Consider the following 24,199-nt stretch of genomic DNA (forward strand, 5'->3'; position numbering starts at 1 on the left):
CCGACCCATGCTGGACATCGCCGAAGAACTGCACCGGTGGGTCGGGCAGGGACGCGACTTCGCCGTGGCCACCGTGGTGGCGGTCGGCGGCAGCGCACCCCGCCGGCCCGGTGCCGCGCTCGCGGTGGACGCCGACGGCACGGCGATCGGGTCGGTCTCCGGCGGTTGTGTGGAGGGCGCGGTGTACGAGCTGTGCCGACAGGCGCTGCTGGACGGCGAGACGGTCCTGGAGCGCTTCGGGTACAGCGACGAGGACGCCTTCGCGGTCGGACTGACCTGCGGGGGCGTCATCGACGTCCTCGTCACGCCGGTACGGGCCGCCGACCCGTCCCGCCCCGTGCTCGCGGCCGCGCTGCGGGCGGCCGCGGGTGGGCGGGCGGCGGCGGTGGCACGGATCGTGTCGGGGCCACGGGACCTGATGGGGCTCGCTCTTCTGGCCGGCCCCGACGGCACGTACGAGGGCGGCTTCGGCGCCCACCCCGAACTGGACCGCACGGTCGCCGCGGAGGCGGTCGCCCTCCTCGACGCGGGCCGCACCGGCACCCTGGAGATCGGCGAACAGGGCTCGCGCTGCGGGGCCCCGCTCACGGTCCTCGTCGAGTCCTCCGTCCCGCCGCCCCGGATGATCGTCTTCGGCGCGATCGACTTCGCGTCGGCGCTGGTGCGGATAGGCAAGTTCCTCGACTACCGCGTGACCGTGTGCGACGCCCGCCCGGTCTTCGCGACGAAGGCCCGCTTCCCGGAGGCCGACGAGATCGTCGTGGAGTGGCCGCACGAGTACCTGGAGCGGACGTCCGTAGACGCCCGGACCGTCCTGTGCGTACTCACCCACGACGCCAAGTTCGACATTCCCCTGCTCCAGCTGGCGCTGCGGCTGCCGGTGGCGTACGTCGGCGCGATGGGCTCGCGGCGCACGCACCTCGACCGCAACGACAGACTGCGCGAAGTCGGCGTCACCGAACTGGAGTTGGCCCGCCTGCGCTCCCCGATCGGCCTGGACCTCGGCGCCCGTACGCCCGAGGAGACGGCCCTGTCGATCGCCTCGGAGATCGTCGCCGACCGGCGTGGTGGAAGCGGCGTCTCACTGACGGGCGCGCACACGCCGATCCATCACGACGCGACGTCGACGTCCGCGTCTGCCGGGCGGATCGGGTCGGTGGCCTGAACCCTCGGCACCGGCTGGTCGGGCCAGGCGAAGGCGTACGCCGGGTCGCCGCCCCGGCCGATCCTGACGTAACGCAGCAGCTCGCGGACGATCCCCGCGTTGCCCATCGCCCACCCGTGCTGCGGTTCCAGGTCGCTCGGGTTCGCCCGGTGCTCGACGTTGGACCAGCGGGCGCCGTCGGTGTCGCGGGTGGCGTGGGCGGCGATGTCGGCGACGAGGATCCGGGCGAAGTCGGGGGAGTCGGCCTGCTCGGCGATGCGGTCGCAGGCCAGGGCCAGGACGCCCGCCGTGCCGCAGCAGCGGCCGTTGTTGTCCCAGAAGCCCGGGCGCAGGCGGTTCGGCAGACCCGAGTGCGTGACGGTGTGCCAGCAGCGGTCGGCGAGGGCCGACCAGGCGGGGTCGGCGGTGACGTCCCGCAGCAGCCGGAAGACGTGCGCGTCGCCCGCCGGGCCGTGGCACCAGCCGTAGCTGTGGCGGTCGATCAGGTCAGGAAGGCGCTGCGGGTCGGAGTGCGGTACGAGGAACCCTTCGGGGCCACCCTCGTCGCGGGCCACGACATCCGCGACGCCGGCCCGCCCCAGCTCGACGAGATCCGCACGATCGGTGGCCGACCCGACGGCGGCCAGCGCGTACGCGATGCCGAGCGTGCCGTGCGACATGTGGTGCAGCCGTGACTCGATGCCCCGCCGGAACTCCCACGTGACACCCGCCGCGGTGGCCTGCGTCGTGCGCGTGTACGGCTCCAGCGCCAGTACGGCCAGCTCGGCGTCGCCCGCCGCCAACGCGCCCAGCCCGATGCCCGCGTTGCCGCCCATCAGCTCGAACAGGTCGCCCCAGCGCGTCCCGTCGAACCGTGACCGCACTTGGTCGAGGGCGCGATCCGCGGCCAAGTCGGCGTCGGCGTACCCGAGTTCACGGTGAACGGTCCGCAGGACGAGCGCGATACCGGTGCGACCGAAGTAGAGCGAGTCGTCAGGGTGGTCGTCGACCACGTCCACCAGGGAACGCGCGGCGCGCAACGCGAGGTCGGCGTACGCGTCGTCGCCGAAGTGCCGCCACGCCTCCAGCAGCACCGGCACGACCCCGGCCGTGCCGTTGTAGAGCATCGGGTCGACTCGGCCGTCCGAGCCCTTGACCGGCCAGCCGAGCCCGCCATCGCCCGTCTCCCGCGCACCCGAGAGCAGCCAGCGCAGCCCGTCCACCGCCAGCGCCTCGACCTCGTCCGGCGTCAAGTGCGTTGCCTCAGTCTCCGTCATGGCGACCACTCTGGCACGGGGGCTTCCGGGACCTCAGGCCCGCAGCACGAAACACCGCACCCCGCCTCCGTCGAGGTCGTACCACTCACCACGCCCCCATCCCTCCGTCACGACCGCCATGTCCTCGGCCGTCACCCCGATGTACCGCCGCTTCTGAGGCAGTCTCTCTGCCAGCGGCGTCGTCACCACCCACACCCCGCCGGGCGCCAGCAACTCCCGCACCCGCTCCCCGACCGCCACCTTGTCCGCCATGAAGGCGAGGACCAGCCGCATGGTCACGAGGTCGAAGCCCGCCCGCGGCAGCCTCGCCCGCACCTCGGCCGCGTCCTCGAAGTCGAGGCGGCTCACGCGGAGTCGGGGCTCCAGATCCGCGTACCGGTCACGGGTCGCCGCCACCGCCGCGTCCGACCAGTCGACGGCGAGGGTTTCGTAGCCGAGACCGGCGAGTGCGGCGGCATAGGTGCCCAGCCCGCAGCCGATGTCCAGGGCCCGGGCGCCCGCACGCGGCCCCACCGCCTCGCCGAGCAGCCGCAGTTCCCGCTCACGGACGCTCCGAAAGCCACGCCCTCGCGCGAAGTGGTCATCCCAGCACGCCAGTTCGACGGTTGTCACGCCCGCCTCAGCAACCGGTTCATCGCCCGCCCGAACACATACCGAGCAGTCCGCTCCACCATGCCGTCCAAGCCCCCCGGCACGAACCGCACCCGCAGTTCCTCCCGCCACACCACCCGTGCCCGCCCGCCCGGACCGGGCCGTACCTCGATCTCGGCCCAGCCCGTGAGCACGCGGCCGCGCTTCTCCAGCCTGCACCGGCCCGGTGTGTCGTCAGTCGGGGGCTGCCACACCGTCACCTCCATCGGGTCGTCCACGGAGAGCGGGCCGAGGCCGGAACGGGCGACGAAACGCGTGCCCACGCCCGTCGGTTCGGGGGTCGTGACACGGACGCGGGTCAGGGGGACGACCTCGGCGTGGCGGGGCCACTCCGTCAGGCGGCGCCACGCCTCGGTGAGAGGGAGTGGAACCGTGCGTTCGAGGAGGAAGTTCGCCACGGAGGCGATCTTACGGAACGGTTCTGTGGAATCCGGGCTGGTCACGGCCCGGTCGTATACGGGTCGTGCAGGCGGTCCAGCCGGCTGTCGGCGGGCAGGCGTACGTGAGGTGAACTCGGCTTCGGGCGCCGTGCCCGGCCCGTACCCTTCCTCCCAAGAGTGGGCAATCCGCCCACCTCCAGGGGGAGTTGATCGTCATGCCACTGAAGGCCTACGGCGTACTGATCGGACGAGCCGTCGACACCCGGCGCGAGGGCGGCGACGACTCGCCGCACTACCAGATCCATCTCACCGACGATCACGGCACGAACTACCGTGCCGCCGTCAACGTCCTGTCCCAGCAGCAGCCCTCGGAGCTGCTGTACTTCGTCAGCGAGGACTTCCGGCACCCGATCACGGACCGGCTGGCGGGCCTCGCGAGCGGCTGGAACACTCTGCCGTCCGGCCCCGGCGGCCCGAACCTCGACTACGTGCGCGGCAACCTCTTCGACCCGGCCCTGATGCGGAAGCTGCCCCCGGACCTCGAAGGCCCCGACAACGACCTCGCCGACCTCCTCGACCACTCCGTCCGCCGCGCGGTCGCCGACCAGGAGGCCCGGGTGTATCTGTTCGGCGAGCGCTGGGGGCCCGAGGCCGGGGTCAAGGACAAGGTCTTCGGCTTCCTGCCCGGCAACGGCGTCCACGACATCCATATGAACCAGGGCAACAGCCGCCGCTTCCGCGGCGACGACGGCGTCTGGCAGGACGGCGGACTGCTCGTCCATTTCCCGGCGCGGTCCCGCTGGGTCGGCATCTTCCTCGCTTTCCAGAGCCAGTCCTGGAAGACGGACGACGCCACCGGCCACGCCATCGAGGACGTCGACGGCTCCCGCCCCGTGCCCGGCACCCGGCCCGTCCGGATCGTCGCCGCCCTGGTCAACCCGCGCGGCCCCGCCCCCGAGGCCGAGACGGTGACCCTCCTCAACGCCTCGCCCGACCCCGTCGACCTGACCGGCTGGCACCTCCAGGACCGGCTGGGCAAGCGCTCCGCCGTGCCGCCCGGCCCGCTCGCGTCCGGCGCCTGCCTCACCGTCCCCCTCGGCGTCGGCGCCCAACTCGGCAACCACGGCGGCGAGATCAGCCTCCTCGACGACCGGAGGATCAAGGTCGACGGTGTCTCCTACACCGCCGAGCAGGCCGGGCGTGAGGGGTGGTCGGTCGTCTTCTGACCCCAGGGGTGCGGGGTCTCATGCGGTGGTGTCGCGGGTGTCCGACCATGCCTCCCACAGGGCCGCGTACGGACCCGCGGCGGCGCGCAGTTCGTCGTGCGTGCCGGTCTCCACGATCCGCCCGGCGTCCATGACGACGATGCGGTCGGCGCTCGCCGCCTGGCTGAGACGGTGGGCGACGATCAGCGCGGTGCGGCCGTCAACGGCCCGGGTGACCGCCTTCTCCAGGGCGCGCGCACCCGCGCTGCCGGCCTCGGCGGTGGCCTCGTCGAGGATCACCAGCGGCGGATCGGCGAGGACCAGCCGGGCGAGCGCCAGGGCCTGCGTCCGGTCTCCGCCGATCCGGTGGCCGCCGTCGCCGACGACCGTGGCGAGACCGTCGGGCAGCGCGTCGGCCCAGGCCAGGGCGTCGACGCGGTCGAGTGCGGCGCGCAGTTCGTCGTCGGTGGCGTCCGGTTTGGCCAGGCGCAGGTCGTCGGCGAGGGTCCCCGCGAAGACGTGGGTCTCCTGAGTGATCAGGGCGACCGTACGTCGGGCGGCCGCAGGGCCCAGCTCGCTCGGCGGGACACCGCCGATCAGGACCGTTCCTGCGGTGGGCGGCTGGATGCCGGCGACGAGCCTGGCCAACGTGGTCTTGCCGGCCCCGCTCGCACCCACGAGGGCCACCCGCTCGCCCTGCCGGATCGTCAGGTCGATGTCGTGCAGCACGAGATGTCCGGGCCGGTAGGCATGGTTCACCTCGCGCACGGTGACCTCGACCCGGCCCGCCTCGACCTGGCGGTCGGACCGTGGGGCGGAGGGCTGGTCGGTGACGCCGACGAGCCGGGCCAGGCCGGCCGTGGCCGACTGGGCGTCGTCGAGGAGGACGAGGGCGGCGTTGATCGGCGTGAACAGACTGTGGAAGTACAGGGCGGCCGCGGTCGCCGTACCGATGGATGCCGAGCCCTGCCGCACCAGCCAGTAGCCGGTGATCAGTACGGCGGCAAGACCCGTGTACTCGGCGATGTGGAGACGGCTGTAGAAGCCCAGGACCAGCCGGATCCCGCGCATCGTCAGCGCCACCACCGACCAGGACCGCTCGGCGACCCGCTCGGCGTGCTCCCGCTCCAGCCGGAACGCCCGCACCGTGGAGCTGCCCGCGACCGTGTCGAGCAGTTGCTGCTGCTGGGCGCTCGCGGCCGCGCGCTGCTCGGCGTAGAGCGGCACGGCCCGGGCGACGTACCAGCGCGCGGTGGCCGCCTGTACCGGCACCGCCAGCAGGGCGGCCAGCAGGAACCGCCAGTCGAGCAGCGCCATCGCCCCGAGCGTGAGGACGATGGTCAGCAGTGAGCGGGCCAGCTCCGGCAGGGCGCTGCGCACCGCCTCGGCGATCAGGGACACGTCGGCGGTGACCCGGGCGGTGAGATCACCGGCGCCGGCCTTCTCGACCCGCTCCAGGGGCAGTCCGAGCGCCCGCTCGACGAACCGCTCGCGCAACCGGGCCAGCGTCGTCTCGCCCAGCCGGGAGATCAGCGACAGCCCGAACCCGGCGGAGACGCCCTGCACGACGGCCACGGCCACGAGCAGCGCCGCCGTGACGGTGATGGCGTCGACGGACGCGCGGTCGGCGGCCAGGTCCACGATCCGGCCCAGCAGCGGCTGCACCAGCAGGCCGACGGCGGTGGAGCCGACCAGCACCGCGAACCCGGTCAGGGCCAACCGCCGGTGCGGGCGCACCAGTTCCAGGACCGCCGCGCGGGTGCGCGCGGACGTGGCGACGGGGAGCAGGTGCGCGCCGCCGGTCCGCGCACCGGCTTCGGACCGGCTCACGCGAGCACCGCCGTACGGTAGGCCGCGCACTCGTGCACCAGCCGCTCATGCCCACCGCTCGCGGCGACCCCACCCCCGTCGAGCAGGACGACCCGGTCGGTCACGGCGAGCAGGGCGGGGCTCGTGGTCACCACGACGGTGGTACGGCCCGCGCGCAGACCTCTGATCCCGGCGGCGATCCGCGCCTCCGTGACGGCGTCGACGGCCGTGGTCGGCTCGTGCAGGACCAGGACCGGCGCATCGGCGGCCAACGCCCGCGCCAGGGCGACGCGTTGCCGCTGCCCTCCGGAGAGCGAACGGCCGCGGGCGGTGACGGCCGTGTCGAGGCCGTCGGGGAGGGAGCGTACGACTTCGTCGGTGCCGGATGCGGTGATCGCGGCGGTGAGGGTCGTATCGGTGCGCGCCCCGGCGGTGGAGGCCGCGGCCGCGACGTTGTCCAGGACCGTGCCCTCGAACAGGTCCGCGTCGTGTTCGGCGACGAGGAGTGCGGTCCGTAGCTCCGCCAGGCCCAGGGCGGACAGGTGTGTCCCGTCCAGTTCGACGGTCCCGGCGTCCGGGTCGGCCCGGCGGCCGAGGCAGCGCAACAGCGCCGACGCGTCGGCCGGGTCGGTGGCGACGACGCCGACCGTCTCGCCGGGCGCGATGTCGAGGTCTACGGCGCGCAGGGACCCGTACGACAGGCCGCGCAGCCGTAGTCGGCCCTCCACCCGGTGCAGGACGGCGCCCCCGGACGAGGGGCCGGCAGAAACGGCGCGCTCGGCGTCGAGGACTTCGGCGATGCGGGCGGCGGAGGCGCGACCCTGGGCCAACTGCGCGTTGACCCAGGAGAACTCGGAGAGCGGGCCGATGAGGAACAGGGCCAGCGCCACGCAGGAGACCAGCTCGCCGAGGCCGATGTCGCCGCGTGCGGCAAGGCGTCCGCCGACGAGGACGACCAGGGCCAGGAACGCGCCGGTGAGCATGGTCACGACGCCGCTCTGCCAGGCCTCGGCGCGGGCCGCGCGCAGGGTGGCGGCCAGCGAGTCCCCGCTGACCCGCCGGTAGCGGGCGACGGCCGCCTGCTCGGCGCCGATGCCCTTGAGTACCCGCAGCCCGGCCACGAGGTCCGCCGCGACGCCGGAGGCCCGCGCCGCGCGCTCCTGTTCGGTCTCGCTGCGCCGCTCAAGTGGCTTGCTCAGCAGGTGCACCAGCCACAGCAGCAGGGGGGTGCCCAGCAGGACGAGGAGCCCGAGGGGCACGGACACCCGCAGCAGCACGACCGCGCCCACCGCCAGCCCGGTCGCCGCCGCGAGACCGACGACCAGGGCCATGGCCACGGCACCGACCCGCCGGGCGTCCTCGGTGGCGATGGTGGCCAGCTCGCCGGGCAACCTGCCTTCGTCCGCGCCTCCTTCGGGGGCGAGGGCCCGGCCGATGAGGTCGGTTCTGAGGCGGTGGGCGGCGGTCACCGAGGCCCGTTCGCCGGCCCGGGCGCCGTAGCGGTAGCTAACGGACAGCCCGACGTAGACGACGGCCAGGACGCCCAGCCACCGCAGCAGACCGGCGAGGTCCCCTTCCACGACGCCCCGTTCGACGGCCACGCCGATGAGCACCGGCACCAGCGCCTCGCCCGTCTGATGAGCCATGGCCAGCACCGCGCCGACCACGAGGTCACGGCGCTGCCCTGCCACCGCCCGCCACAGAACGCCCCGTCCCGGCAGGTCCGCTCTTCTCACGCATCCCCCCGGAGCGAGGGTTCACGGCGCCCCCGCATCATGCAGTGCAAACTTAGGTAAGCCTAACTATAGCTCCCTTGTTCGACCAGGGCGGGGCGGGCACCCCGTCCCGCCCTGGTGAGGCTCCTACTGGGCGTAGAACGTGGCGTCCGCCCTGTCCGTCGCCGTGCTCGGTGTCTGCAGCTGCAGCAGGTATTCGTAGTGCCGGATGTAGCGCCCGGCGTTGTTGGACGACTCGTACGAGACCCCCGCCGATTCGGACAGCCCGGCCCGCTTGAAGAAGCTCGCGTCGGCCGCGAACTGCGCCGTGCCGTCGTTCTTCTCCACCCACACCTCGAAGTTCTTGTGCCGCAGGTAGTAGCCGGGGAAGTTGGCCGACTCGAGGGAGACCGTGCCGCTGCCGCTCAGGCCGGTGACCACACGGAACTGCGAGTCCGCGAGCGGGGAGACGTTGGCCTCGATACGGGCCCGGTACTCCCAGTGCCGGATGAACCGGTCCGCGAAGTTGTACGACGAGAAGCGCTGCGGCGTGACCCCGTCGGCCACCGGGATGCCGAAGTCGGGGGTGCCGTCGGCCTTCCAGTACAGCTTCTGGAAGCGGGTGCGGCGGTTGGGGTCGTTGAGCGGGTCGCCGCTGATGTTCTTGTAGTCGCGGTCGTGGTAGACGAGGATATCCGACTTGCCGTCCTCGGACGTGGTGAAGCTGTTGTGGCCGGGACCGAACTGGCCGGTGGTGTCGTTGCTCTTGAAGACCGGCTCGGGGTTCTTGGTCCAGGACGCCGGGTTCATCAGGTCGGCGCCGGCGTCGGCGGTCAGCAGGCCGAGGCAGTAGTTGGCGTCGGTGGCGCTGGCGGAGAAGGTCATGAAGACCTTGCTGCCGTGCTGGATGAAGGCGGGGCCCTCGTTGACGGTCGCTCCGACCTTCTCCCAGGCGTGGGTGGGCCGGGCGATCATCACCGGACTGCCGCTGATGGTCCAGGGGTTGGACATGCGGGCCAGGTAGATGTTGGTGCCCGCGCCGACGGCGGGGTCGTTCTGGGCCCAGCTGAGGTAGCGGGTGCCGTTGTGCACGAACGTCGTGGCGTCGAGCGAGAAGGTGTCCAGCGGCAGGGAGATGCGGCCCTTCTCGGTCCAGGTGCCGGTGAGCGGGTTGGCGGAGCTGGTCTCCAGGACGTACGGCCGGATCTTCCACTTGTCGTTGGACCAGCCGGCGGTGAAGTAGACGTACCACTTGCCGTCGATGAAGTGGATCTCCGGGGCCCAGATGTGGGCGCCCATCTCACCGCTGGCGTGCTTGGTCCAGATCGTGGTCTCCGGGGCGGTGGCGAGCCCCTGGAGGGTGGTGGCCCGGCGCATGACGATCCTGTCGTACGCCGGAACGGTCGCCGTGAAGTAGTAGAAGCCGTCGGTGTGCTTGAAGATGTGCGGATCGGCGCGCTGCAGCGCGATCGGGTTGGTGAAGGTCACGGCGGGGGAGGCGGGCACGGCCGCCTCGGCGGCGGGACCGGGCCCGGCGAGGCAGGCCGCGAGGGCCATCAGGACGGCCGTGAGCAGCCGTACGGCGTTGCGTCTCAAGGTGCTTCTCCAGTGCGGGAGTTGGAAGGAAGGGATCACGTCGTGGGGACGAGTCGCCACTGCTGGCAGTTGTTGTTCAGCCACGTCCACTGCCGTACGTCGGCGCCGTTCGCGGAGGAGCAGTCGGCCACGTCGGCGACCTTGCCGGTGGACTCGTTGACGAGCCGGACGTAGTCGCCGGAGGCCGTGAACACCAGGCGGTAGCGCTGGCACTTGTTGTTGAGCCAGGTCCACTGCCGGATGTCGGCGCCGTCGGAGGCGGAGCAGTCGGCGACGTCCATCACCTTGCCGGTGGCGACGTTGACCAGCCGGTTGGTGTCGTCGCCGAGGTCCTCGACCTTCCACTTCTGGTTGGCCCCGCCGGTGCAGGTCCACTGGAAGATGTTGGTGCCGTCGGCCGTGGCGCCCCCGTTCACGTCCAGGCACTTGCCGCTGTTGCGGTTGACGAGGGTGTACGACGTCGGCGTCACGGCCGTCTCGCCGGACGGGCCGGGAAGGGTGGTGCCGAGCGCGACCGGCGTACCGAAGTTCGGGGTGCCGTCGGCGTTCCAGGTGAACTTCTGGGCGCGGGTTGTCCGTCCGTTGCCGCAGCCGCCGTTCGACGCGGAGTTGGCGTGGTAGACGATCCAGTTCTCGGTGCCGTCGGGCGAGCTGAAGAAGCCGTTGTGGCCGGGTCCGTACACGCTGTTGGCGTCACTGCGCTGGAAGACCGGTGTCTGCTTCTTCGTCCAGGAGGCGGGGTTGAGCGGATCGGAGCCGGTCAACTCCAGCTGCCCGAGCTTGTAGTCGGCGGTGCCGCAGAAGCTCGCCGAGTAGGTCAGGAAGGTGCGGCCGTTGTGATACAGCGGCTCGGGGCCCTCGTTGACGGGGCTGCCGGAGCGCTCCCAGTCCAGGGTCGGGCTGGAGATGATCGTGAAGGTGTTGCTTGCCAGGGTGTACGGATTGCTCATCGGCGCGATGACCAGGCTCTGCGTACTGCCGTTGATGAACCCGCTGCCGACCAGGTACAGCTTGTTGTTCGCCTGGAGCACACTCGCGTCGATCAGCCAGCCGCCCGGCGTGAGGTTGGACCCGGTGAGCGAACCCTTGTAGGTGTACGGCCCCATCGGATCGGTGCCGGCGCTCTCCAGCACATGCGTGCGCTGCGAGTCGCAGCAGGCGACGCCGCTCTGGCCGGCCGAGTAGTACACGTACCAGTGGCCGTTGATCAGATGCATCTCCGGCGCCCAGATATTGGTGTTGCGGGTCGACGTCGTGTCCGACCACACCTGCACGTTGGGCGCGGTGGCGAGCCCCGCGAGCGTCGGCGACTTGCGGATGCCGAGGATGCCGGTGAACGTCGTGGTGATCAGGTAGTAGCTGCCGTCGTGGTACTGCAGCCACGGGTCGGCGCCCTTGGACGACTTCAGCGGGTTCGTGTACGGGCGACCCTCCGCCGCGGACGCCGGTTGCGTGGTCGCCACCAGGGCCAGCAGCGCGGCGAGTACGCAGAGGATGAGTGATCTGCGGCGCTGTCTGAGCGGCGGGTGAGACATCCGGGGCATACGAGACCGTCCCTGTCCGTAAGTTCCGTCGGTAAGCTCTGTCCGAGATTTCGAACGGAGTTCGTGATTCCGATCGTGATTGGGACAGAAGATAAAAGTGGGGCATGTCTCCGTCAACGGTTTCGACATATGTGCTTTACAAACCCGCGTGCGGACGCACACCTGGTGTGGGCGTGCGATGGTGCGCTTGCCCGTTCAGGTGATCAAACAACGGATGGGCTCCCGGGACCCCAACTGCCCCCGTATCCAGGGCATATGGAAAATCACCGCGCGCCTGTCGGCCCGACCTCCCTTTCCCGGCGGAAGTTCACGACCGCGTCCGCCACGACGGCCGCCGCCCTCGCCGCGTTAACTCCCGCACAGGCGTCCGCCGCACCGGCCGCGCCCACCGCCCCTCACCGGCCGAAGTCCACCGCCGACTGGGACACCTGCCTGGCCGTCGCCCGCGCCCTGCTGGTGGTCGACGAGCACGACCGGCCGCTCGTGCCGGAGTACCAGAAGGTCCTCGATTCCGGGCTGCCGCGCACGGCGACGAAGACCGCGAGAAAGATCCTCGTCGTCGGCGCCGGACCGGCCGGCCTTGTCGCCGCCTGGCTGCTGAAGCGGGCCGGGCACCACGTCACGCTCGTCGAGGCCAACGGCAACCGCGTCGGCGGCCGTATCAAGACCTTCCGCACCGGCGGGCACGAGCACGCGGCGCAGGCGTTCGCCGACCCGGCCCAGTACGCCGAAGCCGGCGCCATGCGCATCCCCGGCAGCCATCCCCTGGTGATGCAGCTGATCGACCAACTCGGCGTGAAACGCCGCCGGTTCCACCTGGTCGATGTCGACGGCGAGGGCAAGCCCGTCAACAACGCCTGGCTGCACGTCAACGGCGTCCGCGTGCGCCGCTCCGAGTACGCGAAGGCGCCCCGCAGGATCAACCGCTCCTTCGGCGTCCCGCGCGAGTACTGGGACACGCCGTCCTCGACCATCCTGCGCCGCGCCCTGGACCCCGTACGCGACGAGTTCAGCACCGTCGGCCCGGACGGCAAGCGCGTCGACAAGCCGATGCCCGAGCGGGTCAAGGGCTGGGCGCGGGTCGTGCAGAAGTACGGCGACTGGTCGATGTACCGCTTCCTGACCGAGGAGGCGGGCTTCGACGAGCGGACCGTCGACCTGATCGGCACGCTGGAGAACCTCACCTCACGGCTGCCGCTCTCCTTCATCCACAGCTTCATCAGCCAGTCGCTGATCAGCCCGGACACCGCGTTCTGGGAGCTGGTCGGCGGTACGGCGACGCTTCCGGACGCGCTGCTGAAGGAGGTGGCCGACGTCCTGCGCCTGGACCGGCGGGCCACGCACATCGAGTACTGGGCTCCCGGCCGGCCCGGCGCCGACGACACCTCCCACGTGGGCGCCAAGGGCCCGCACGTCTGGATCGACACCGTCTCCGAGGGGCGCGACGGCAAGGTCGTGCGCGAGGAGTTCACCGGCGACCTCGCGATCGTCACGGTGCCGTTCTCGGGGCTCAGGCAGGTGCAGGTCAGCCCGCTGATGTCGTACAAGAAGCGGCGTTCGGTGGCCGAGCTGCACTACGACAGCGCCACCAAGGTGCTGCTCGAATTCGGCCTGCGCTGGTGGGAGTTCACCGAGGCCGACTGGAAGCGCGAGCTGGACGCCGTACGGCCCGGGCTCTACGACGACTACCGCAAGGGCAAGGCGCCCGCCGACGGCAGCCTCCTGGGCGCCCACCCCTCCGTCCCGGACGGCCACATCAGCGACGCGCAGCGCGTGCACTACGCCGCCAACCGCTGGGCCACCCGTGACCAGCCCGAGGCGGCGCACATCATCGGCGGCGGGTCGGTGTCCGACAACTCCAACCGCTTCATGATCAACCCGTCCCACCCGATCGAGGGCAGCAAGGGCGGCGTCGTCCTCGCCTCCTACAGCTGGGCCGACGACGCCTCCCGCTGGGACTCCCTCGACGAGGACGCCCGCTACCCGCACGCGCTGCGGGGCCTGCAACAGGTCTACGGGCAGCGGCTGGAGGTCTTCTACACCGGGGCCGGGCGCACCCAGAGCTGGCTGCGCGATCCGTACGCGTACGGCGAGGCGTCCGTGCTCCTGCCCGGCCAGCACACGGAGCTGCTGGAAGCGATCCGCACCCCCGAGGGTCCGCTGTACTTCGCCGGGGACCACACCTCGGTGAAGCCGTCGTGGATCGAGGGTGCCCTCGAATCGGGCGTGCGGGCGGCGCTGGAGGCGCACGGGGACTGAGCCCCCGCGCGACTACGCGGCGTCCGCCTCCGCCCTGGCCCGTACCGCGTCGGCCGGATCCCATCCCCGGCGCGGTACGGAGGCCAGCAGGAGGCGGGTGTACGGGTCCTCGGGGGCGTCGAGCACCCGGTCCGTCGGGCCCTGTTCCACCACCGTTCCGCGCCGCATCACCACCGTCTCCTCGGTGATGTGCCGGACCACGGCCAGGTCATGGCTGACGAACACCAGGGCCACGCCCGTCTCCTGCCGGATCTCGCCGAGGAGACCGAGGATCTGCGCCTGGATCGACACGTCCAGGGCGGCCACCGCCTCGTCCAGGACGAGGACACGAGGGTCGACGGCGAGGGCACGGGCGATGGCCAGGCGCTGGCACTGACCGCCGGACAGCTCGTGCGGGCGCGCGTCCGCCTCCCGGGTGCCGAGCCCCACCTGGTCCAGAAGGGCCGCGATCCGCCGGTCGTCGGCGTCGCGGCCGTGCAGGCGCAAGGAGGTGCGCAGACACTGACGGGCCGTCAGGCGGGGGTCGAGGGAGACGTACGGATCCTGGAAGACCATCTGGATCTCGCGGGCCCGGGCCAGCCGGTGCGCCGCCCGGCCCCTGGCGAGGGACGGGGGTCGCGCGGCACGGTCCCGGCCGTCCACCGCGACCGTGCCGGCGTCCGGCCGCACCAGGCCGACCAGCATCCGTGCGACGGTGCTCTTGCCCGACCCGGACTCGCCGACGATGCCGAGCGAGCCGCCGCGCGGGACGGTGAAGGAGACGCGGTCGGCCGCGGTGAGGCGGTCGCCGCCCGGCAGTCGGTACGCCTTGGTCAGGCCGTCGGCCACCAGCAGGGGAGCCTCGGGCCGGTTCTCGGTCGTGGTCACGGCGTGCTCCTCTGGGCCGGGGACGATGGGGCGACGGCCGGTTGCGAATCGGCGGATGCCTTGGCGCGGTCCGCGTCCGGTGAGGGGTCGCGCGCGTAGGGCGGGCCGGGGAGACGGCGGTACGTGGCTGTCCCGGCGCCGTCGGCCACGAGCGGGGACGCCTCGGGCCAGGTCTCGGACGTGGTCACAGCGTGCTCCTCTTGGCCACGGACGACTTGACCAGGGCAGACGGGACGGTGGTGAGCGGCTGCTCGGTGGATTCCTGCGAGGTCTCGGGCAGGTCGGGCAGGTCGGCCAGCCTCCGGCACGCGGCCGTCCCGCCGCCCGGGACCGCGACCGGCTCCGGGGTCCACGTCGCGCACTCCGGCTCGGCATGCTCGCAGCGTGTCGCGAACGGGCAGCCCGTGAACGCGTCTGACAGGGACGGCGGCCGGCCGGGGATCGGCTTCAACGCGCGCTCGGCGTCGCCGAGTTCGGGGGAACAGGCGAGCAGGCCGCGTGTGTAGGGGTGTCGGGCGTGGGTGAAGAGGCGGCCCGCGTCCTGTTGTTCGACCACGCGGCCCGCGTACATGACGTACACCCGGTCGCAGAACGCCGCCGCCAGATGCAGGTCGTGGGTGATGAACAGCATGCCCAGGTCCCGCTCCTCGCGCAGCGTGCGCAGCAGGGCGAGGATCTCCGCCTGCGTGGTCACGTCCAGCGCGCTGGTGGACTCGTCGGCCAGCAGCAGCCGCGGCTCGGCGGCGAGCGCGCCGGCGATGACCACGCGTTGCAGCATGCCGCCGGACATCTCGTGCGGCCGTTGGCCGAAGCGCCGCTCGGGGTCGGACAGGCCCACGGCGCCGAGGAGTTCGACGGCCTTGGCGCGTGCCGCCCGCCGGTCACGCGCGCGGCCGGCGCGGAGAAGGCGTTCGACGAGGAAGTCGCCGACCTTGCGCACCGGGTTGAGGGAGGAGCGCGGGTCCTGGTGGACCATCGCGACCGTACCGGCCCGGTGTTCGCGCAGCCCCGCCCCGCTCAGGGCGAGCACGTCGGCGCCGTCGACCAGTACACGGCCCGCGACCGACGCCTCCTCGGGCAGCAGCCGCAGCACCGCCTTCGCGGTCGTGGACTTGCCCGAGCCGGACTCGCCGACGAGACCGACGGTCTCCCCGGAGCCGACCCGCAGGCTCACCTCCGCGAGCAGGGGCCGGGCCGCACTTGGCAGGCCCAGGGTCAGGTTCTGGATGTCGAGCAGCATGGGGCTACCTCCTGGCGCCGAGCCGGTCGGCGGCCCAGACCCCGACCACGTTGAAGGCCACCACGACGGCGGCGATGGCGGTGCCCGGCACCAGCGCGGGCAGCAGGGCGCCCTGGACGATGGCGGCCTGGCCCTCCTGGACCATCAACCCCCAGTCGGAGCTGGGCGGTTGGGAGCCGAACCCCAGATAGCTGAGGGTGGCCAGACTCATCAGGGCCTCGCCGAACAGCACGACGAGGTACCCGACGATCGACCGGGCCAGGTTGGGCACCAGATGCCGTACGCAGATCCGCAGCCCGCCCATGCCCTGCACCCGATAGGAGTCGACGTAGGGCTTGGCCCGCTCGGCCAGCGCAACGCTGCGGGTGTACTTGGCGATCGTCGGCGCGAAGGCGAGCCCGAGGCCCAGGACGGACGTGGTGATGCCGGCCCCGAACACCGCGATGATCAGGACGACGAACAGCAGGCCCGGGAAGGCGTACATCACGTCCGTCACCCGGGACACCAGCGTGTCCACCCAGCCGCCGCGCCAGGCGGCGACCGTGCCCAGGGTCACCCCGAGCAGCGCGGCGATGGCCAGCAGCGCGAGCGGGGCGATCAGGCTGGTGCGGGCGCCGTACAGGACGCGCGAGAGCAGGTCCTGTCCGGAGGCGTCGGTGCCGAGCAGGTGGTCGCCGCTCGTGCCGACCAGGGACGCCGACAGGTCGACGGCGTCGGGGGCGTACGGCGCGAGCAGCGGCGCGAACACGGCGGCCAGGATCACCAGGCCGAGGAAGACGGCGCCGGTGATGACGAGGACCGGGCGGCGGGGGCGCTTGCGGCGGGCCGCCGGGAGCAGCACGTCGGCGGGGACGGCGGCGGTCATGCGGGGCTCCTCACGGACTTCAGACGCGGGTCGAGCAGCGGGTGCACGAGGTCCACGAGGGTGGTGACGGTGATGTAGCAGGCGACCATCAGCAGCAGCACCGCCTGGGCGACCGGGAAGTCATGGCTGTTGACCGCGCCGACCAGCAGCGAGCCGATGCCGGACAACCCGAAGACCGTCTCGATCGCCACCGTGCCGGCCAGCATCCCGGCGGTGACCAGGCCGCACATGGTGACGACCGGGCCCAGCGCGTTGCGCAGGACGTGCCGGCGGATGATCTGACGCTCCGGCAGCCCGGCCGCGCGGGCCACCTCCACATGGTCGGCCGCGCCCGCCTCGACCATCGCCTGCCGGGTGACCCGGGCGATGACGGCCACCGCGCCGAGCGTCATGGCCAGCGCGGGCAGGGTCAGGTGGTGGAGCGTGCCGCCGAAGCCCTCCCCGCTGCCCGTCACCGGGAACCAGCCGAGCCGTACCCCGAAGAAGGCGACCAGCGCGATACCGCCGACGAAGGACGGCACGGACGCGGTGAGGGTGGTGGTCCCGACGACGGCCGAGTCGACCCACGTTCCACGCCGGACCGCGGCGAGCACTCCGGCGCCCACGCCCACCACGACGAACAGGACCGTGGCGTAGCCGACCAGCGCGAGCGTCGTCGGGAAACGGGACGCCAGCAGGTCGGAGACCTGGTCGCCGTACTGGAAGGAACGGCCGAGGTCGAGATGGAGGCAGTCCCACAGCCAGCGGCCGTACTGGACGACCAGTGGCTCGTCGAGGTGGTACTGCTCCCGCACGGCGGCCAGCCGCTCCGGGGTGAGCTTGTCGCGGCCCCCCGCCAGGAACACGGCGGGGTCGCCGGGAGCCGCGTACACGGCGGCGAAGATGACGAAGGACGAGGCCAGCAGCGTGGCCAGCAGCCCCGCGAGGCGCCGTCCGATCGAGGCGAACATCGGTGCTCAGCCCTTCTTCGCGCCGAGCTGCGCGGCCCAGGGGTAGTAGAGGTACGCCATCGAGGCGGGCGGACCGGTGAGCTTCTCGTCGATGACGAGCGCGGTCGGCACCTGTGCGACCGGGATCCACACGGCCGCGTCCGCGAACCGTCGCTGCACGTCGATCGCGAGCTGGGCGCGCTTGGCGTCGTGGAGCGTGCGCAGGCCTTCCTCGACCTTGGCGTCGTACGCCGAACTCTTGAAGCCCACCCAGTTGTTGGAGCTGTCCGACAGACCGTTGTCGTAGAAGCCGAGCGGGTCGCTCTTGGAGATGTACCAGTCGGCCACCAGGAGGTCGATGTCGGCGCGGGCCTCCTTGTCGCCGTAGAACTCGCCGTACTGGGCGGCCGGGACGGTCTTGATCTGGCCCTTGAGCCCGATCTGCGTCAGCGCGGCGCGCACGGCGTTGGCGATGACCATACGGCCCTGGCTGCTGTCGGTGCCGATGACGATCGGTTCGTCGGGCGCGTGCTTGGCGTTCCTGACCAGCTCCTTCGCCTTGGCGAGGTCGTCCGCGTCAGGGCTGGCCGGGGCATCGGTGAGCTGCTTCTGGGCGGCGGCGAAGGTGTCCTTCGCGTAGCCCCAGGCGCCGGAGCCGACCGGGGTGGCCCACGGCTCGATCAGGCCGCCGTAACCGGACTTGGCGATGCCCGTGCGGTCCAGGACCAGGGAGAGGGCCTTGCGGATGTCGGGGTCGGCGAGGCCGCCGCGCTCGGTCGGGATGAGGGCGAGGGTGGAGGTGCTGGGGCCGAAGTACTCATCGAGGCCCTTCTTGCCGCGCAGGGCGGCCGCGGTGCCGATGTTGTCGGCGTACGTACCGTCGGCCGCTCCGGTGGCGAGCGCGTTGACCATGGCGCTGTCGTCGGCCCAGCGGAAGACGACCTTGCCGGTGAGCGGCTTCTCGCCCCAGTAGGAGTCGGCGCGGGTCAGCGTGATCGAGTCGCCGGACTTCCAGCCGGACAGCTCGTACGGCCCGGAACAGGCGTCGCCCTGACCGGGCGTGCCGAACTCCTCGCCGGCCTTCTCGACCTGCTCCCGGTTGTAGACGAGCCCGGCGTCACCGGCCAGCGCCTTGGTGAACAGGGCGTCGGGCTCCTTGAAGGTGATCGTGATCTCGTCGTCGCCGGTCTTGCGCATCGCGGAGACGTTGCCGAACTCGTCCGACTGCTCCATCTCCGGTGCCGCGTGCCGCTTGAGGCTGAAGAGGACGTCGTCCGCCGTCATCTTCGAGCCGTCGTGGAAGGTGACGTCGTCGCGGAGGGTGAGGACCAGGTGGGTCGCGTCGGGGCGGGCCACCTGCCGGGCGAGGAAGGGGCGTACGGACATGTCGGGCTGGAGCTGGTAGAGGCGCTCGCAGACGTTGGTCAGCACGGTGCGGCCCGCGCTGCCGCCCTGGGTGTCCAGGTCCAGGGAGTCCGGCTCGTCCTCCAGCAGCCAGTTCACGGAGGAGACGGCCTTGGTGGCCTTCGGGGTGGTGGGCGTGAGTCTGAGGTCGGCGACGTCGGCGGCCTTGCCGCCGCCCGCGGAGGCGCCGGTGGTGGCACCGCTGCACGCGGCGAGCAGGGCCATCGTCCCGGCGACACCGGCGGCGGTTGTCACGGTCTTGAGCTTCATTGCAGGGGCTCCTGAGCGGGGAGGGAGAACGGGAGCGGGGGGTGTCGGGTAAAGCCGTTGGGTAAGGCCGTTGGGCAGATCCGGTGACGGGCCGTCAGTTCGGGGCGTGGGGGCCGTCGTAGAGGTTCCAGGGAACGTGCTGGTACTCGCGGTCGCAGGGGGTGCCCGCGGTCACGTGGTAGTCGCCGGTGGTGAGGTCGACGCAGGAGGAGACGAGGGTCGTCCAGTGCCGGACCGCGGGCCTGCGGGAGTCGGCGTGGGTGCACAGCGACTCCGGGAAGCCGAGGTGGTCCGACATGGCGTCCTTGATCAGCTTGCGGGACTCGTCGGCGCCGGTGGACTCGCGCAGCCGCCGCAGGCCCGCCTCGGCGCGCGGTACGCGCACCAGGGAGTCGGAGGAGATCGGCCGGTAGCCGTCGGCCAGGGCGGCGGGGATGCCCGCCTGGTAGTGGTTGCCGTGGACGAGGAGGCCGTCGTCGGGGTACAGCCAGCCGTGGCCGGCCGGGGTGGTCTCCAGGTCGATGGCGAAGCCCTCGCGGCAGGTGAGAAGGGCGTTGCTGGCGATGTGCGCCCGGGTGCGGCACAGCACGTCCAGTGCGTCGGTGATGGCGGACTGGTCGAGGACGCTGCGCCGGACCACGGTCTGCGGCAGGCCGACGGCCTCGCCGAACCGGCCGCCGAGACCGTTGGCGTTCAGCGCGATCCCGGCCGAGTTGGCGCCCTGGCGGCCGATCTGGCCGGCCTCCACCTGCATGATCAGGGTCGGCTTGGGCGGCTGGACGATCCGGAGCATGACGACGGTGTCGGCGACCCCGGCCCGCCAGTCCCAGTTCTGCCCGGCCCACACATGCCCGTCGCCGCTCGCCGGACCGTACGCGGCGAAGGAGGTGCAGCCCTCGGCGGGCTCCTCCTGCGCGGCCATCCGGACGAAGGAGTCGTCGTAGATGACCTCGCCGCGGGCGTTCAGGGCGAGGACATCGAGCAGGTCGAGGCCGGCGCCGTCCGCGATGCCCCGCATCTCCTCCAGCAGATGCGGGGCGTACTCACGGACCGGTTTCAGCCACCGGGCGGCCCGGGCGGTCACCTGGTTCCAGGTCAGCCCCGAGGACGCGCCGAAGGCCTCCGTGTAGTAACCGAGCGCGATCGCGAGCTGGGGGGCCACGGCTTCGCCGTACTGTCGTCCCCGTTCCAGGGGGGTCCCCGAGATCTCGATGACCGGCAGGCTCTGTTTCATCAACGGGGACTCCTCGGGGCGTGCCACTGCTGAGACTGGTGCTGTAACATCCGTTCCGAAAATTCATCTTCTTGGAACGAGATGCTCAGAGCGTAATGGCCGAAACGTGAGAGTCAATACTTGTAATGAAGAATCCAGAATCTGGTAGCGCGGGACCCGGGGGGCTCACGCGGCTGCGGGCCGCCGTCCGAGACATGTGGGACGAGCTGTCCGCCTCGGAGCGCACGGTGGCCCAGTACCTCGCCAGCGCCCCCGCCGAGCAGATGATGTTCGCCAGCGCCCAGGAGCTGGGCGCGGCCAGCGGCACCAGCAACGCCACCGTCGTCCGCGCCCTGCAACGTCTCGGATACGCCGGCCTGCCCGCGCTCAAGCGGGAACTCGCCGCCGACTTCACCTCCGCACTCGCCCCCGAGGTGCGGCTCCAGCAGCGCATCGCGCATGTGGGCCGGGATCTGGAGGGCATCTGGAACGACGTCTTCGACGAGACGCAGGAGCGCATCGACCAGTGCCGGCGGCTGACCGGCGCCGACGAGCTCAAGCGGGCCGTCGAGGTGCTCGCCGAGGCCCGTGAGGTGTTCTGCTACGGCGTCGCCGCCTGCGAACTCGCCGCCCGGCACCTGGCGTTGGCCCTCGGCCGGATCGGACGGCGGGCGCGCTTCGTCGGCGAGACCGGCTTCGCCCTCGCCGATCCGCTGCTCACGCTCGGACAGGGCGATGCCGTCGTCGTGTTCCAGCCGGGGCGGCACCTGGCCGAGCTCAACGTGGTCGTCGAGCGGGCGCGCGCGGTCGGGGCCCGGATCGTCTTCGTCACCGACGAGCTGGGCGAGGTCTTCGAGGACCGCGTCGACGCCGTCCTCACCGCGCCCCACACGCCGACCGGCAACACCAACGAGGCCCTGACCGGCCTCGTAGTCGCCGACGCCCTCGTCCTCGCCCTCACCACCCTGGACGAGACCCGGGCCGTGGAGCACTCCCATCAGCTGACCGCCCTGCGCGAACAGCTCCTCGCACAGAAGGAGCCGCGTACCCGCAAGACCTGAGACGACCGCGCCGTATCGCGCGTGACGGCCGTAAGGCGCGATACGGCGCCGTCGTGCGTCGCGTTACGGCCGTTACAGCTCGGTCGGCCCGCTCGCCGGGTCCGTCAGCGGCTGTTCCGTCCAGATCACCTTGCCGTTCGCCGAGTACCGCGTGCCCCAGCGCTCGGCGAACTGCGCGACGAGGAACAGCCCCCGGCCGCCCTCGTCCGTGGTGGCCGCGCTGCGCAGGTGCGGGGCGGTGCTGCTGCCGTCGGAGACCTCGCAGATCAGGGCGCGGTCGCGGATCAGGCGGACCCGGATGGGGCCGGTGGCGTGGCGCAGGGCGTTGGTGACCAGCTCGCTGAGGATCAGCTCGGTCGTGAACGCCTCCTCCGTCAGCCCCCAGTCGTCCAGCGTCCGCGTGGCCGCCGCCCGGACCCGGGCCACGGCGGCGGGGTCGTCCGGCACGTCCCAGGCCGCCGTGCGGTCGGGGCTGAGCATCCGCGTCCGGGAGACGACGAGGGCGACGTCGTCGCGCGGCCGCTCGGGCAGCAGGGCCTCCAGCACCGCCTTGCAGGTGGCCTCCGGCGTCCGGCCGTGCGTCGGCGGCGCCGCGGCGAGCGCCCCGCGCAGCAGCTCAAGACCCTCGTCGATGTCCCGCCCCTGCAGCTCGACCAGCCCGTCCGTGTACAGGACCAGACCGCTGCCCTCGGGCAGCCACAGCTCGGTCGCCTCGAAGGGCAGGCTGCCGCTCAGGCCCAGCGGCGGTCCGCCCGGGACGGTGAGGAACTCGACGTCGCCGTCGGGGTGGACCAGGGCCGGTTCGAGGTGGCCGGCGCGGGCCAGGGTGCACAGCCCGGAGGACGGGTCGTACACGGCGTACAGGCAGGTCGCCCCGGTGACCGGCGCGCTCCGGTCGTCGCCCTCGTCCTGGTCGATGCGGGCCACCAGCTCGTCCAGGTGGCCGAGGAGTTCGTCGGGCGGGAGGTCCAGGGTGGAGAAGTTGTGGACCGCCGTACGCAGCCGTCCCATCGTGGCCGCCGCGTGCAGCCCGTGCCCCACGACGTCCCCCACGACCAGTGCCACCCGCGCACCCGGCAGCGGGATGACGTCGAACCAGTCCCCGCCGACGCCGCCCTGCGCCGCGTGCGCGGGCAGATAGCGGTAGGCGACGTCGAGGGCGCTCTGGTCCGGCAGGGCCCGGGGCAGCAGGCTGCGCTGGAGCGTGACCGCCAGTGTGTGCTCGCGGGTGTAGCGGCGGGCGTTGTCGATGCTGACGGCGGCGCGGGCCACCAGCTCCTCGGCGACGGCGACGTCGTCCTGCTCGAAGGGCTCGGGCCGGTCCGCGCGCCAGAAGGTGGCCATGCCCATGATCACGCCGCGGGCGCGCAGCGGGACCGTGAGCATCGCGTGGATGCCGAAGTCGACGATCCTGCGGGCGTTCTCGGGGTCCTCCTCCTGCCAGCCGGAGAAAGCGGGCATGTCCGCCTCCAGCACGGTCCGGCCCGTGTCGAAACCGAAGGCCTGCGGGGTGGCCGGGGAGAAGTGGATCAGCTTCCCGATCGGGTAGAGCGGGCTGCCCTCCCGCACCCCTTGGAACGCGACCCGGCGCATGTCGGTGCGGCCCTGCTTCGGCTCCCCGCCGCGCAGCACCGGATCCGCGAGATCGACGGAGACGAAGTCGGCGAACCGCGGCACCGCGAAGTCGGCCAGCTCCTGCGAGGTGCGCGTGACATCCAGGGTGGTGCCGATCTCCAGCCCCGCGTCGTACAGCAGCTTCAGCCGCTCCTGCGCCACGTCCGCCCTGCCGGTCATCGCCCGCAGCTCGGTCGTGTCCCGCAACGTCGCCACGCTGCCCGGCGGCCCGCCGTCCCGGTCGGTCGAGCGCTGACTGACCGCCAGCAGCCGGCCCTGCGCCAGATGCACCTCGTCGGTGGCGTCCCGGCCCGAGGAGAACAGCCCGGCGAGATCGCGCCCGATGCCCAGGGCGAAACACGGCCGCCCCTCCGCGTCCGGGGCCAGCCCCAGCAGCCGGCGCGCCTCGTCGTTCGCCAGCGCCAGGCGCCGCTTGCCGTCCAGGATCAGCACACCCTCCCGTACGGCGTGCAGGACGGCGTCGTGATGCTCGTACATCCGGGTCATCTCGACGGGCCCCAGGCCGTGCGTCTGCCGCAGCAGCCGCCTGCTGACCAGCGCGGTCCCGGCGGTGGCGAGGGCGAGCGCCGCCGCCGCCGCGCCGAGCAGCATCGGCAGCTGGTTGTCCACGACCCCGCCCACACTGGCCAGCGTCACCCCGGCCGCCACCAGCCCCACGACGTCGCCGTCGCCGTCGGTCACGGGGACCACGGCGCGCACGGACGGCCCCAGCGTTCCGGTGTACGTCTCCCGTACGACCCCGCCCGCCGCGGCCGGCGCGATGGTGCCGACGAAGTGCTTGCCGATCTGGTCCGGGTTGGGGTGGGTGTAGCGGATCCCGTCCTTGGTCATCACGACGATGAAGTCCACCTCGGTCGCCCGGCGGGCCGCCTCGGCACGTGGCTGGAGCAGCGCGGTCGGATCCGGGTCCGCCAGGGCATCGACGACACCCGGCGCGTTCGCGAACACCTCGGCAACGGCGAGAGACCGGTTACGGGCCTCCCGCTCGGTGTCGGTGCGGACCTGCAGCACCAGGGCCACCACCGCGGCGACGACGAGGAGCGCGACGATCGCCGCCTGCAGCACGAAAACCTGCCGGGCGACGGTACGCGCGCTCAACAGCGAGCGCAGGCGGCCGAGGAATCCGGCCATGCCT

At 72.1% G+C, this 24,199-nt stretch carries 19 protein-coding genes; 4 read left to right on the top strand and 15 right to left on the bottom strand.

Annotated elements, in window-relative coordinates:
• The first annotated feature begins 7 nt into the window (after positions 1-7).
• A complete protein-coding gene (locus tag ACIA8X_RS17030; protein WP_399458576.1) occupies positions 8-1,165 on the top strand; it encodes an XdhC family protein in 1,158 nt (385 codons plus the stop codon).
• Here the strand turns inward: ACIA8X_RS17030 and ACIA8X_RS17035 are convergent.
• From ACIA8X_RS17035 to ACIA8X_RS17045, 3 genes are read right to left on the bottom strand one after another with little or no spacing between them, the layout of a single operon-like run.
• Positions 1,111-2,421, bottom strand: a complete 1,311-nt coding sequence (locus ACIA8X_RS17035; protein ID WP_399458577.1) for a lanthionine synthetase LanC family protein — start codon at positions 2,419-2,421, stop codon at positions 1,111-1,113. The two genes, ACIA8X_RS17030 and ACIA8X_RS17035, sit on opposite strands and share 55 nt — an antisense overlap.
• 33 nt (positions 2,422-2,454) lie before the next feature.
• Complete coding sequence (locus ACIA8X_RS17040) at positions 2,455-3,033, bottom strand: class I SAM-dependent methyltransferase (RefSeq protein WP_399458578.1); 579 nt, start codon at positions 3,031-3,033, stop codon at positions 2,455-2,457.
• Positions 3,030-3,470: an SRPBCC family protein gene (locus ACIA8X_RS17045; protein ID WP_399458580.1), complete on the bottom strand. Its 441-nt coding sequence runs from the start codon at positions 3,468-3,470 to the stop codon at positions 3,030-3,032. Before ACIA8X_RS17045 ends, ACIA8X_RS17040 begins: the two co-directional genes overlap by 4 nt.
• A 197-nt stretch (positions 3,471-3,667) precedes the next feature.
• Between ACIA8X_RS17045 and ACIA8X_RS17050 the strand changes: the two genes are divergently transcribed.
• Positions 3,668-4,678, top strand: a complete 1,011-nt coding sequence (locus ACIA8X_RS17050; RefSeq protein ID WP_399458581.1) for a DUF2278 family protein — start codon at positions 3,668-3,670, stop codon at positions 4,676-4,678.
• A gap of 18 nt (positions 4,679-4,696) precedes the next feature.
• Here the strand turns inward: ACIA8X_RS17050 and ACIA8X_RS17055 are convergent, their stop codons facing one another.
• The 4 genes from ACIA8X_RS17055 to ACIA8X_RS17070 form a co-directional block, all read right to left on the bottom strand.
• Positions 4,697-6,487, bottom strand: coding sequence for an ABC transporter ATP-binding protein (locus tag ACIA8X_RS17055; RefSeq protein ID WP_399458582.1), 1,791 nt, complete (start codon positions 6,485-6,487; stop codon positions 4,697-4,699).
• Positions 6,484-8,202, bottom strand: coding sequence for an ABC transporter ATP-binding protein (locus ACIA8X_RS17060; RefSeq protein ID WP_399458583.1), 1,719 nt, complete (start codon positions 8,200-8,202; stop codon positions 6,484-6,486). The genes ACIA8X_RS17055 and ACIA8X_RS17060 overlap by 4 nt, the downstream gene beginning before the upstream one ends.
• 126 nt (positions 8,203-8,328) lie before the next feature.
• Positions 8,329-9,738: a family 43 glycosylhydrolase gene (locus ACIA8X_RS17065; protein WP_399458644.1), complete on the bottom strand. Its 1,410-nt coding sequence runs from the start codon at positions 9,736-9,738 to the stop codon at positions 8,329-8,331.
• 74 nt (positions 9,739-9,812) lie between these two features.
• On the bottom strand, positions 9,813-11,312 hold the full coding sequence (locus ACIA8X_RS17070; protein ID WP_393447877.1) for a family 43 glycosylhydrolase: 1,500 nt from the start codon (positions 11,310-11,312) through the stop codon (positions 9,813-9,815).
• Between the two features lie 264 nt (positions 11,313-11,576).
• On the opposite strand from ACIA8X_RS17070, the gene ACIA8X_RS17075 reads away from it, so the two are divergent.
• Entirely contained in the window at positions 11,577-13,580 is a 2,004-nt protein-coding gene (locus tag ACIA8X_RS17075) for a flavin monoamine oxidase family protein (protein ID WP_399458584.1), read from the top strand.
• 12 nt (positions 13,581-13,592) lie between these two features.
• On the opposite strand, the gene ACIA8X_RS17080 is transcribed toward ACIA8X_RS17075, so the two are convergent.
• The 7 genes from ACIA8X_RS17080 to ACIA8X_RS17110 all read right to left on the bottom strand — a co-directional run bounded on the left by ACIA8X_RS17080 (position 13,593) and on the right by ACIA8X_RS17110 (position 20,389).
• Positions 13,593-14,447, bottom strand: coding sequence for an ABC transporter ATP-binding protein (locus tag ACIA8X_RS17080; RefSeq protein ID WP_393447879.1), 855 nt, complete (start codon positions 14,445-14,447; stop codon positions 13,593-13,595).
• Positions 14,444-14,635, bottom strand: coding sequence for a hypothetical protein (locus ACIA8X_RS17085; protein ID WP_393447880.1), 192 nt, complete (start codon positions 14,633-14,635; stop codon positions 14,444-14,446). The genes ACIA8X_RS17080 and ACIA8X_RS17085 overlap by 4 nt, the downstream gene beginning before the upstream one ends.
• Complete coding sequence (locus tag ACIA8X_RS17090) at positions 14,632-15,687, bottom strand: ABC transporter ATP-binding protein (protein ID WP_399458585.1); 1,056 nt, start codon at positions 15,685-15,687, stop codon at positions 14,632-14,634. The genes ACIA8X_RS17085 and ACIA8X_RS17090 overlap by 4 nt, the downstream gene beginning before the upstream one ends.
• A 4-nt stretch (positions 15,688-15,691) precedes the next feature.
• Positions 15,692-16,552 (bottom strand): ABC transporter permease, encoded by an 861-nt coding sequence (locus tag ACIA8X_RS17095; RefSeq protein WP_399458586.1) that lies wholly within the window; start codon positions 16,550-16,552, stop codon positions 15,692-15,694.
• On the bottom strand, positions 16,549-17,502 hold the full coding sequence (locus ACIA8X_RS17100; protein WP_393447886.1) for an ABC transporter permease: 954 nt from the start codon (positions 17,500-17,502) through the stop codon (positions 16,549-16,551). Before ACIA8X_RS17100 ends, ACIA8X_RS17095 begins: the two co-directional genes overlap by 4 nt.
• 6 nt (positions 17,503-17,508) lie before the next feature.
• Entirely contained in the window at positions 17,509-19,155 is a 1,647-nt protein-coding gene (locus ACIA8X_RS17105) for an ABC transporter substrate-binding protein (RefSeq protein ID WP_399458587.1), read from the bottom strand.
• A gap of 94 nt (positions 19,156-19,249) precedes the next feature.
• Positions 19,250-20,389: a C45 family autoproteolytic acyltransferase/hydolase gene (locus ACIA8X_RS17110; RefSeq protein ID WP_393447890.1), complete on the bottom strand. Its 1,140-nt coding sequence runs from the start codon at positions 20,387-20,389 to the stop codon at positions 19,250-19,252.
• Positions 20,390-20,514: 125 nt separating this feature from the next.
• Between ACIA8X_RS17110 and ACIA8X_RS17115 the strand changes: the two genes are divergently transcribed.
• Entirely contained in the window at positions 20,515-21,429 is a 915-nt protein-coding gene (locus tag ACIA8X_RS17115) for a MurR/RpiR family transcriptional regulator (protein WP_399458589.1), read from the top strand.
• A gap of 72 nt (positions 21,430-21,501) precedes the next feature.
• Here ACIA8X_RS17115 and ACIA8X_RS17120 read toward each other — a convergent pair whose 3' ends face one another.
• On the bottom strand, positions 21,502-24,195 hold the full coding sequence (locus tag ACIA8X_RS17120) for a SpoIIE family protein phosphatase (RefSeq protein WP_393447894.1): 2,694 nt from the start codon (positions 24,193-24,195) through the stop codon (positions 21,502-21,504).
• Positions 24,196-24,199: the final 4 nt, after the last annotated feature.

The sequence above is a fragment of the Streptomyces sp. NPDC051738 genome (assembly GCF_044453205.1).
Classification (GTDB): Bacteria; Actinomycetota; Actinomycetes; order Streptomycetales; family Streptomycetaceae; genus Streptomyces.

Coding starts and splice junctions, on each gene's coding strand:
- ACIA8X_RS17030 (WP_399458576.1), top strand. CDS start 8: ATGCTGGACATCGCCGAAGAACTGCACCGGTGGGTCGGGCAGGGACGC.
- ACIA8X_RS17075 (WP_399458584.1), top strand. CDS start 11,577: ATGGAAAATCACCGCGCGCCTGTCGGCCCGACCTCCCTTTCCCGGCGG.
- ACIA8X_RS17095 (WP_399458586.1), bottom strand. CDS start 16,552: ATGACCGCCGCCGTCCCCGCCGACGTGCTGCTCCCGGCGGCCCGCCGC.
- ACIA8X_RS17115 (WP_399458589.1), top strand. CDS start 20,515: ATGAAGAATCCAGAATCTGGTAGCGCGGGACCCGGGGGGCTCACGCGG.
- ACIA8X_RS17070 (WP_393447877.1), bottom strand. CDS start 11,312: ATGTCTCACCCGCCGCTCAGACAGCGCCGCAGATCACTCATCCTCTGC.
- ACIA8X_RS17100 (WP_393447886.1), bottom strand. CDS start 17,502: ATGTTCGCCTCGATCGGACGGCGCCTCGCGGGGCTGCTGGCCACGCTG.
- ACIA8X_RS17120 (WP_393447894.1), bottom strand. CDS start 24,195: ATGGCCGGATTCCTCGGCCGCCTGCGCTCGCTGTTGAGCGCGCGTACC.
- ACIA8X_RS17090 (WP_399458585.1), bottom strand. CDS start 15,687: ATGCTGCTCGACATCCAGAACCTGACCCTGGGCCTGCCAAGTGCGGCC.
- ACIA8X_RS17105 (WP_399458587.1), bottom strand. CDS start 19,155: ATGAAGCTCAAGACCGTGACAACCGCCGCCGGTGTCGCCGGGACGATG.
- ACIA8X_RS17050 (WP_399458581.1), top strand. CDS start 3,668: ATGCCACTGAAGGCCTACGGCGTACTGATCGGACGAGCCGTCGACACC.
- ACIA8X_RS17065 (WP_399458644.1), bottom strand. CDS start 9,738: ATGGCCCTCGCGGCCTGCCTCGCCGGGCCCGGTCCCGCCGCCGAGGCG.
- ACIA8X_RS17035 (WP_399458577.1), bottom strand. CDS start 2,421: ATGACGGAGACTGAGGCAACGCACTTGACGCCGGACGAGGTCGAGGCG.
- ACIA8X_RS17110 (WP_393447890.1), bottom strand. CDS start 20,389: ATGAAACAGAGCCTGCCGGTCATCGAGATCTCGGGGACCCCCCTGGAA.